Here is a 10,518-nt window from a genome sequence, read left to right on the forward strand (position 1 = left end):
ATGATCGAACCCAAGCGCGTGTTGCGCGCCCTCGCCGAACACTGGGCACTTCTGGAGCCACTGTGCGAGCACTTCGACCAAGGCACCCTGAGCCTCGCCGAACTGCGTTCACAGCTGGCCGCACAGCAAATTGACAGTACGCCACAGGACATCACCAGCCTGCTGGACGTGTGGATCCGCCTGGATATCCTGGTTCCGGTGGCGAAAAGCCCGAACCGTTTCGAGCTCAACGCGCAGATCCATGACTTCCTCGCCTACCTGCGGCGCGAGCACCGCCTGGGCCTGTGCCTGGAAATCGAAGCCTACCTGCGCCACCTCGAACGCCTGGCCGGTTACATCCAGGACGCCTTCGACATCCGCGACGGCCATGACCTGGCCCGCCAGCTGCGGTTGCTGGACATGCGCGTGCGCGATGTCCTGAAAAAGCTCGCCAACGACGAACAGGCCCTGGTGGCCGTCGCCGAGCGGGCCAAGACCAGCGACCGGCAGATTCCCCTGCGTCAGCGGTACGCCGAGGTACTGGCCACCTGGGACGAATACGTCGAGCCGATGATCCAGCTGGTGAACGCCGACGGCGCCTTCGAGCAAGGCGTACGCAAGGTCGAGAACGTCCTGCTGCGCATGCTCACCGAACAGCAGCGCCTGGGCCATCTGGTGGACGACGACATGCTGCTGCGCACCCACGCGCGGATCCTGGAAATGCAGACCAGCGCCCAGCTGACCCTGCGTCACGCCCGGGAACTGCTGCTGCCGCTGAGGGAAGAAGCCCGCCGGCACAACGCCGTGACCCGCGGCGCGGCCCTGGCCCTGTCGGCCATCCGCCGCAAGGGCATCGACGCCGTGCCGCAAGCGGCCATGCCGCTGTTCACCCGTCCGCAAAGCACCTTCCTCGGCAGCTCCGGCCAGGTCGAGGCCTATGTCTACGCCCTGGCCAGCTTCGAGCCGAAGCCGACCCGCTTCCCCAAGGCGCACAAGAGCCACAAGGGTGGCGACGCGCCACGGGCGCCGCGCACGGTCCGCGAGATGCTCGACCGCTGCGAAGACGCGCTGCCGATGCCGGACCTGATGACCTGGCTGCTGGAACAGGAACCGGACGGCGCCACCGACGAGCTGCTGTACTGGTTCTCCCGCCTGTCGCGGGAAAAACGCTTCAAGCGCGAGCGTCTGGAACGCCGCGACTACCACACCCACGAGCACCAGGTCAGCCTGCGCTCCTTCGCCCTGCTCTCGGCCCGCGATGACCAGCCTGAGAATTCTGCGAGCACTCCACATGCATCTTGATCTTTCCGAACTGTCCCAACTGGCGCCGATCTTTCGCGAGCTGTTCAAGGGCTATCACATCAGCCGCCGCGACCCGGAGCTGTATTCCCAGCTGTCGAACTTCCAGGACCAGTACCGCACCCTGTTCAAGGCCCTGGGCTTCGAACTGGTGTGCGACACCCGCGGCTTCTACTACTTCGTGCCGGAGAACGCCGCCGCCCAGGTGAACAAGACCGCCCAGCGCCTGGCGCTGTTCACCTTCATCCTGGTGGAGCACCTGGCCGACCAGGGCCGCGACCCGGTCGCCGTGCTCGACGGCGGCAGCCTCGCCCGCGACGAACTGCCGTCGCTGCTGGAGAAGTACCGCGACCTGTTCATCCAGGCCGAAGTACAGACCCATGAAGAACTGGAAGAAAAAATCATGCGGCGCATGACCCAACTGGGTTTCGCCGGCGAGGAGCCGGGCATCTACCGCTTCCTGCCGCCGATGCACCGCTTCCTCGATGTGTGCCTGTCGGTGCAGCAGGACCGTGACCTGGCCGCCAGCCTGCACAGCGTGCTGCCGCTGCCGACGCCGGTGCTGATCGACGAAGACAGCGACGAAAAACTGCTGCAGACCGACGATCCGCTGGACCTCAGCGAATTCGTCGAACCGGAAAGTGAAGAGGACGCACTGGCCCGCGCCATTGCCGAAGAACAGGAGCTCGACGCATGAGCAAGGAACGCTACGGCATCCGCCGCTTTGCCCTTTTGAACACCGCCGGCTACAGCCTGGGCCTGTTCCCGCTGGAAGAGCCGCTGTCGGTCTACGGCGCGAACAACCTGGGCAAGTCGGCTTCGATCAACGCCCTGCAATTCCCGATCCTGGCGCGCATGTCGGACATGAGCTTCGGCAAGTACAGCCTGGAACAATCGCGGCGTTTCTACTTCGCCACCGATACCAGCTACATCCTGGTGGAAGTGTCCCTGCCCCATGGCCCGCACGTGATCGGCGTGGCCGGGCGCGGTCCGGGCGGCAGTTTCGGTCACCAGTTCTTCGCCTATGCCGGCTCGCTGGACCTGGCGCATTACCAGAAGGACGACACCTGCCTGCGGCAGAAAGAGCTGTTCACCAACCTTGAGCGCCAGGGCCTGAAGGCTTATGAACTCAAGCCGGATGAACTGCGCCGCTTGCTGGTGGGCGGGCATACCTCGATTCCGCTGGACCTGACCCTGATCCCGCTGCGCTCCACCAGCGAACAGAGCCTGAAGACCTTCCGCGCGCTGTTCATCAACCTGCTGCACATGCGCGAGATCACCGCGGCCAAGCTCAAGCAGCTGTTCCTCGACGCCTTCGAGCATAGCCTGCGCTCCGGCAGCGTCGACTACATCGCCGCCTGCGAAGAAGCCTTCCGCGACGTGCGCCGCATGGAGCAGGACTACAACTCGCTGGTCGCCGCGGGCCCACTGGTGGAAGCCTTGGGCAACGGCGTGAAGCAGCGCGACATCCTGCGCGGCAAACTGCATCGCCTGTCGCCGCTGCTCGATTCGCTGTTGGGCACCTGGTCCGACTACGCCAGCGCGCGCAAGGAAGAGCTGACCGTCCAGGCCGAGCACTACCGCAACGAACAGGACGCGCTGCAGAACGACCAGCGCAGCAGTACCCAGGAAATGATGCGCCTGGAACGGGAAATCACCGGCACCCAGCGCTGGCTCGGCGAACTCTCGGTGCTCAAGCATCGCTTCGCCCTGGTGGACGACGTCAAGGTCCTGGAGCAGCAACTGCTGGCGGCCAAGGATGCCCACGACGAACTGGCTGGCGCCCTGGCCCAGTCCCGGCAATTCTCCGCCGAGGACCTGGAAGAGCGTCTGCGCGACCTGGAAAAACGCCTGAAGTCGGTCAAGCAGCAGCTCGATAACGCCGACAACAACAGCTATGCGCGCCTGCGTGAGGAGTTCTCCCAGCAGGACGTCGAGCGCCTGATGCGCCTGTTCAACAGCCAATTGTTCAGCCTGCCGCTGGGCGAACACGGCATCGCCCTGGACGAGAACGGCGACTGGGTCAAATCCGTGGAGCTGATTCTCGATGGCTTCAAGGGCGAGCGCTTCGAAGTGCCGGGCTTGTCCATCGACATTTCCCACATCGAACCGCCGGCCTTGCAGGCCCTGGCGGACCGCGCAGCGCTGCGCGACCAGAAAGAGCGTCTGGACAAAGAACTCAAGCAGCTGAAAACCCAGGCCGCGGTGGCGGCCGACCGCGCCGCGAGCAAGACCCAGACCGAAGCGCTGTACCAGCAGGTGCTGGATGCGCAGAAAGCCCTGGAAGACTTCCGCCGCGCGCAGACCCTGAGCGCCGAGGAAGGCGAGAAGCTGGAACAGCTGGCGCAGATGGAAGCCGCCCAGGACGAACTCAAGCGCTCCAGCGACGCCTTCACCGAACGCGTCCAGCAGCTGTCGGCCAAGCTGCAACTGGTGGGCCGGCAGATCAGCGACATGGAAGCCAAGCAACGCACCCTCGACGACGCCCTGCGCCGTCGTCAGCTGTTGCCGGCGGACCTGCCGTTCGGCACGCCGTTCATGGAGCCGGTGGACGACTCCATGGACAACCTGCTGCCCCTGCTCAACGACTACCAGGACAGCTGGCAGGGCCTGCAACGGGTCGATGGCCAGATCGAGGCGCTGTACGCCCAGGTGCGCCTCAAGGGCGTGGCCAAGTTTGACAGCGAAGACGACATGGAGCGCCGTCTGCAACTGCTGATCAACGCCTATGCGCACCGTACCGACGAGGCCCTGACCCTGGGCAAGGCGCGTCGCGCGGCCGTCACCGACATCGCCCGGACCCTGCGTAACATCCGCAGCGACTACGACAGCCTCGAACACCAGTTGGCGCTGTTCAACCGCGAGATCAACAAACGCCAGGTGTCCAACCTGCAGAGCTTCCGTATCGTCCTCGCGCCGAACAAGGAAGCCCTCAAGCACATCGACCAGATCATCCACAGCGCCGGTCAGTACGAAGAAGGCGAGACCCTGTCGGTGTTCGACCTGAGCCAGAGCACCGAGCAGGACAACAAGAACGAAGAGGCCAAGGAATATCTGGCGCGCCTGGTAGCGGCCAACCACAACCAGTTGGGCCTCAAGGACCTGTTCGAGCTGGCGTTCGAGATCACCAAAGTCAATGGCCAGCCGGTGATCCACACCGATATCGATGGCGCGGCGTCCAACGGCACCACCATGACCATCAAGGCGCTGACCAACATGTACCTGTTGCTGCACTTGATGGATCGCGAGCAGGCCGGGCGCATACGCCTGCCGTACTACCTCGACGAGGCCGCGGACATCGACGAGAAGAACCAGGCAGCGCTGCTGGAAACCAGCCTGCAACTGGGCTTCGTGCCGATCCTGGCCAGTGTGAAGCCGCAGGTGTCGGCCCAGGTCGCCATCGACCTGGAAGGCGGCAGCGGCCCGAACGGTATCTACATCGACGAGGCGGACTGGAAGTACATCCGTCGTCACGATCAGGTCAAGGCTACCCTGAACGTCGAGTCGGAAGCCGAAGCGGAGCTGGACGAGGTGTAATTCACCCGAAGCCGTAAAACCAAAAAGGCCGTGATCTTTCGATCACGGCCTTTTTTGCTTCTGAGCTACTTACCCAACGGAATTTTCGGCGCCCAGGTCAGCCACTCGTCCTCGAACTTGTCGAACAACGGGAAGGTCTGCTCCGGCCGCGCCGGGTTGCCCATGCGCTCGCCATCCGGCGTGGCAAAGGCGATACCGCCCTGGATCAGGGTCTCCAGCGATTCGGTACGGACGGTTGCGCCCTTGAACAGGCCAATGTCGATACCAAACCCACTGCTGTTCCAGAAGCGCGTGCCGCCACGCACCAGCGGCGCGTACTTCGGCTCGATCAGGATATGGATCAGGACCCGGTCGGCGGTCTGGCCCAGCTCGTAGCCGGTAACCTTGCCCACCGTCACTTCACGGTAGGTCACCGGCACGCCGACCTTCAGCGAACCACGACGCTCTGCGCTCAGCACCAGGCTCAGGCCGGCCTCGGCAACCGCGGTTTCCGGTGGCTGGGGCAAGGCGACAAAGCTGGTTTGCGCGCCGAGGTTCTTCGCCGCCGGCTGCACCTCGATGTATTGCCCAGTCACCAGGGTTTCCAGGTTGGCGGTCTTGATCAACCCAAGCTCCGGCTTGACCACCCAGAACTGGCTGCCGACCCGCGCGATACGCTCCGGCACTTCAGTGATCCGAGCCTTGAGCAGCACCGACTGCAGGTCGCTGCTCAGGTCGACGTCCTCGACCTTGCCGACATCCAGGCCCTTGAAGCGGATAGGCGTGCCCGAACGCAGGCCATCGGCGCGATCGACCTTGATGCTGATCAGGGTGCCCTTCTGCGTCGCCTGCTCCTTGTCGGCATACAGGCGAAAGCGCGGGATGCGCTTTTTCAGTGGCACGTTGGGTTCCGGCGTGTCGAAGGCGATACCGCCGGCCATCAGGCTTTGCAACGACTCGCTCTTGACCTGGATGCCGCCGGTCAGGCCGCCGGTCAAGGTGACGCCGCTGGCGTTCCAGAAGCGCGTCGAACCATTCACCAGCCCTTCGTATTCCTTCTCGATGTGCACGCCGATGACCAACTGCTTGCGGGTCCGCGAGAACTGGTAGCTCTGCACCGAGCCGACTTTGACCTGCTTGTACAGAATCGGGCTGCCCACCTCCAGGGAACCGAGGTTTTCGGTGAACAGCACCAGGTGCAGGCCTGGGGCACGCAGGTCCAGTGGCGGCGCCTTGGGCCGTGCCTCGAACTCGCGTTGTGGGGCGCCGCCCTTGTCACCGGGGCGTACCGCGATGTAGTTGCCTTTCACCAGCGCTTCCAAGCCGGTGATACCCGCCAGGGAGATCGAAGGCTTGACCACCCAGAACTGGGTGCCTTGCACCAGGTAATCCTCGGCCAAGGGGTCCAGGGTCAGTTCCGCCGTGGCGCTGGAGAGATCCGGGTCGACCTTGAGGGCCTTCAGGTTACCGACCTGAATCCCCTTGTACATGACCGGTGTCCGGCCTGCCTGGAGCCCTTCGAAGTCACTCAGCTTGACCTTGACCCGGATGCCCGCCTGCGCCGCGTCAAAGTCTTCGTAGAGACGGAACGGCAGGGTCGGGTCGGTGGGCGGGCTGTCCCGGCGATTCTCCGGGGTGGCGAAGGCGATACCGCCGGCGACGATGCTGGCCAGGGATTCGCTACGCACTTTCACACCGGACAGGTTGGCGTCGATGCTGATGCCACTGGCATTCCAGAAACGCGTATGTTTGCGCACCAGATTGGCGTAGGTCGGCTCGATAAAGACTTTGATCTCCACCGTGTTCTGGTCTTCGGAGAGCAGGTAGCTTTTCACCTGGCCGACCTGGATCTGCTTGTAGAACACCGGGCTGCCGCGGTTCAGCGAACCCAGGCGGTCCGCCTTGATGGTCAAGTGCAGGCCCGGCTTGGCATCCGATAGCGGCGGTTCTTCGGCCAGCGCCTTGAACTTGCGCGCAGGCTCACCCTCACCCGGGCTGATAGCGATGTAGTTACCTGAAACCAGGGTTTCCAGGCCGGTGATCCCGGCCAGGGTCACGCTCGGCTTGACCAGCCAGAAGCGGGTGCTGCTTTTCAGGTATTGCTGGACGTCCTTGTTCATCTCGACGGTGGCAATCACCCCCCTGGTGTTGCCTTCGTCGTCCAGGGCCAGGGCCTTGACCTTGCCCACCGACATCCCTTTGTAGACCACCTCGGTCTTGTTGGCCTGGATGCCTTCGCCACTTTCAAAACGCACCTGGACCTCGATACCGGTCTGGTTATAGGCACGCCAGCCCAACCATCCTCCGATCACCAGCGCGATCAGGGGCAGGACCCAGATGGCCGACCAGTTCGAAGCCGGACGGGTTTTAGCTTTAGGCAAATCACTCATTGTCGTCGTCCGACTCCGTGTTATCCCAGATCAGTCGGGGATCAAAAGTTACTGCGGCGAGCATCGTCAGAATCACCACACTGGCAAAGGCCACCGCGCCGAGATTGGCCTCGATGCTGGCAAGTCGACCGAAATTCACCACCGCCACCAGGATGGCGATCACAAAGATATCCAGCATCGACCAGCGGCCGATGAACTCGATAAAGCGGTACATCCAGATGCGTTGCCGCGCCGATAACGGCTGGTGGCGCTGGACCGAAAACAGCAACAGGGCAATACCCACCAGCTTGAAGGTAGGTACCAGGATACTGGCGATGAACACCACCGCCGCGATCGGGATCATGCCGTGCTGCACCAGTACGATCACCCCCGACATGATGGTGCTGGGATCACCCTGGCCGAGTGAGGTGACCGTCATGATCGGCAGCATATTGGCCGGGATGTACAGGATCGCCGCGGTAATCAGCAGCGCCCAGGTGCGCATGATGCTGTTGGGGCGACGAGCATGCACCAGGGCCCCGCAGCGAGTGCAGGTCTGCTCATCGGTACCGGGTTCCTGCCTGTTCAGCTCATGGCATTCGTTACAGACCAGAATGCCCGCATCAATCGCCCGCATGCGTATCCTCCCCCGCCAAGGCATCCCATATCTGATGGGGCGACATGACCACCTCCAGCCACACCTGAACCAATAACAAACTGACAAAACATACCAGCCCCAGGCCGACCGTCATGGCAGCCAGGTCCGCGAGTTTGACGATGGCGACCAATACGCCCATCAGGTAGACCTCGAGCATGCCCCAGTCCCGCAAGTGATGATAAATGCGGTACAGCAACAGCCCGTAACTGCGACCGATATCCAGGCGAATGCTCAGGAGCACGAACAACTGGCAGATCAGTTTGAGCAGTGGAATGCCCATGCTGCAGAGAAACACCACCACCGCCACGCCTTGCATGTCGGTATTGAACAAACCGACGACGCCACTCCACACGGTGTCCTCCGAGGATTGTCCGAGTAGATTGAGCTGCATGATGGGTAAAAAGTTCGCGGGGACGTAGAGCAGTAGCGCGGCAATAACCAATGCCAGGCTGCGATCCACGACATTATGGCGGTGTGCGTATAACTCATAACCACAGCGGGGACACTGGGCTTTTTCTCCGTGGGCCAACTCTGGCTTGCGCATCAGCAAGTCGCATTCGTGGCAGGCCACCAGGTCATCCAGCGGCAACTCCGACAGCCCGGGGGCGTCAACCGTATCTGACATACAAGGTTCTGGCTCTGAAAAGGCGTGGAGCTATTCTAGAGGTCCGTCCCGAAAATAACTGTGCAAAATTGTTTGGAGATAAGAAACACATTTTTTGCGCACAAAAACAAAACCCCAATTGCTTTCGCAATTGGGGTTTCGGAATTTAATCTTGACGATGACCTACTCTCACATGGGGAAACCCCACACTACCATCGGCGATGCATCGTTTCACTGCTGAGTTCGGGATGGGATCAGGTGGTTCCAATGCTCTATGGTCGTCAAGAAATTCGGTGTGCCGATTCGTCTTTCGACGCTTCAGCAAATTGGGTATGCGATAGTTTGTGTGTTTTCTCGAACTTTCGGTTCGTTTCGTCTTCACACACCGCAACTTGCTTCTAAGCAAATTGCTTGGGTGTTATATGGTCAAGCCTCACGGGCAATTAGTATTGGTTAGCTCAACGCCTCACAGCGCTTACACACCCAACCTATCAACGTCGTAGTCTTCGACGGCCCTTCAGGGAACTCAAGGTTCCAGTGAGATCTCATCTTGAGGCAAGTTTCCCGCTTAGATGCTTTCAGCGGTTATCTTTTCCGAACATAGCTACCCGGCAATGCCACTGGCGTGACAACCGGAACACCAGAGGTTCGTCCACTCCGGTCCTCTCGTACTAGGAGCAGCCCCTCTCAAATCTCAAACGTCCACGGCAGATAGGGACCGAACTGTCTCACGACGTTCTAAACCCAGCTCGCGTACCACTTTAAATGGCGAACAGCCATACCCTTGGGACCGGCTTCAGCCCCAGGATGTGATGAGCCGACATCGAGGTGCCAAACACCGCCGTCGATATGAACTCTTGGGCGGTATCAGCCTGTTATCCCCGGAGTACCTTTTATCCGTTGAGCGATGGCCCTTCCATACAGAACCACCGGATCACTAAGACCTACTTTCGTACCTGCTCGACGTGTCTGTCTCGCAGTCAAGCGCGCTTTTGCCTTTATACTCTACGACCGATTTCCGACCGGTCTGAGCGCACCTTCGTACTCCTCCGTTACTCTTTAGGAGGAGACCGCCCCAGTCAAACTACCCACCATACACTGTCCTCGATCCGGATAACGGACCTGAGTTAGAACCTCAAAGTTGCCAGGGTGGTATTTCAAGGATGGCTCCACGCGAACTGGCGTCCACGCTTCAAAGCCTCCCACCTATCCTACACAAGCAAATTCAAAGTCCAGTGCAAAGCTATAGTAAAGGTTCACGGGGTCTTTCCGTCTAGCCGCGGATACACTGCATCTTCACAGCGATTTCAATTTCACTGAGTCTCGGGTGGAGACAGCGCCGCCATCGTTACGCCATTCGTGCAGGTCGGAACTTACCCGACAAGGAATTTCGCTACCTTAGGACCGTTATAGTTACGGCCGCCGTTTACCGGGGCTTCGATCAAGAGCTTCGCGTTAGCTAACCCCATCAATTAACCTTCCGGCACCGGGCAGGCGTCACACCCTATACGTCCACTTTCGTGTTTGCAGAGTGCTGTGTTTTTAATAAACAGTCGCAGCGGCCTGGTATCTTCGACCGGCATGGGCTTACGGAGCAAGTCCTTCACCCTCACCGGCGCACCTTCTCCCGAAGTTACGGTGCCATTTTGCCTAGTTCCTTCACCCGAGTTCTCTCAAGCGCCTTGGTATTCTCTACCCAACCACCTGTGTCGGTTTGGGGTACGGTTCCTAGTTATCTGAAGCTTAGAAGCTTTTCTTGGAAGCATGGCATCAACCACTTCGTCACCTAAAAGGTAACTCGTCATCAGCTCTCGGCCTTAGAATCCCGGATTTACCTAAGATTCCAGCCTACCACCTTAAACTTGGACAACCAACGCCAAGCTGGCCTAGCCTTCTCCGTCCCTCCATCGCAATAACTAGAAGTACAGGAATATTAACCTGTTTTCCATCGACTACGCTTTTCAGCCTCGCCTTAGGGACCGACTAACCCTGCGTCGATTAACGTTGCGCAGGAAACCTTGGTCTTTCGGCGTGGGTGTTTTTCACACCCATTGTCGTTACTCATGTCAGCATTCGCACTTCTGATACCTCCA

The 10,518-nt window shown here is 60.6% G+C and carries 6 protein-coding genes and 2 rRNA genes (1 of these 8 running past the window's edge); 3 read left to right on the forward strand and 5 right to left on the reverse strand.

Annotated features, from left to right (window positions below; translation table 11 throughout):
• The 3 genes from mksB to mksF are packed head-to-tail and all read left to right on the forward strand — an operon-like array spanning nucleotide 1 to nucleotide 4,815.
• Complete coding sequence (gene mksB / locus C4K38_RS27150; RefSeq protein ID WP_053280933.1) at nucleotides 1-1,281, forward strand: Mks condensin complex protein MksB; 1,281 nt, start codon at nucleotides 1-3, stop codon at nucleotides 1,279-1,281.
• A complete protein-coding gene (gene mksE / locus C4K38_RS27155) occupies nucleotides 1,271-1,975 on the forward strand; it encodes an Mks condensin complex protein MksE (protein WP_053280921.1) in 705 nt (234 codons plus the stop codon). Before mksB ends, mksE begins: the two co-directional genes overlap by 11 nt.
• Complete coding sequence (mksF, locus tag C4K38_RS27160) at nucleotides 1,972-4,815, forward strand: Mks condensin complex protein MksF (protein WP_053280922.1); 2,844 nt, start codon at nucleotides 1,972-1,974, stop codon at nucleotides 4,813-4,815. Before mksE ends, mksF begins: the two co-directional genes overlap by 4 nt.
• A 65-nt stretch (nucleotides 4,816-4,880) precedes the next feature.
• Here mksF and C4K38_RS27165 read toward each other — a convergent pair whose 3' ends face one another.
• From C4K38_RS27165 to C4K38_RS27185, 5 genes are all read right to left on the reverse strand, one after another.
• On the reverse strand, nucleotides 4,881-7,184 hold the full coding sequence (locus C4K38_RS27165; RefSeq protein WP_053280923.1) for a PqiB family protein: 2,304 nt from the start codon (nucleotides 7,182-7,184) through the stop codon (nucleotides 4,881-4,883).
• Complete coding sequence (locus C4K38_RS27170) at nucleotides 7,177-7,800, reverse strand: paraquat-inducible protein A (RefSeq protein ID WP_053280924.1); 624 nt, start codon at nucleotides 7,798-7,800, stop codon at nucleotides 7,177-7,179. The genes C4K38_RS27165 and C4K38_RS27170 overlap by 8 nt, the downstream gene beginning before the upstream one ends.
• Entirely contained in the window at nucleotides 7,787-8,446 is a 660-nt protein-coding gene (locus tag C4K38_RS27175; RefSeq protein ID WP_025804432.1) for a paraquat-inducible protein A, read from the reverse strand. Before C4K38_RS27175 ends, C4K38_RS27170 begins: the two co-directional genes overlap by 14 nt.
• 149 nt (nucleotides 8,447-8,595) lie before the next feature.
• Nucleotides 8,596-8,711: ribosomal RNA gene (rrf, locus tag C4K38_RS27180) — 5S ribosomal RNA — on the reverse strand.
• A gap of 136 nt (nucleotides 8,712-8,847) precedes the next feature.
• Nucleotides 8,848-10,518, reverse strand: a 23S ribosomal RNA gene (locus tag C4K38_RS27185); it runs 1,221 nt beyond the window's last position.

It is taken from the genome of Pseudomonas chlororaphis subsp. piscium (assembly GCF_003850345.1).
In the GTDB taxonomy this organism is placed as follows: domain Bacteria; phylum Pseudomonadota; class Gammaproteobacteria; order Pseudomonadales; family Pseudomonadaceae; genus Aquipseudomonas; species Aquipseudomonas piscium.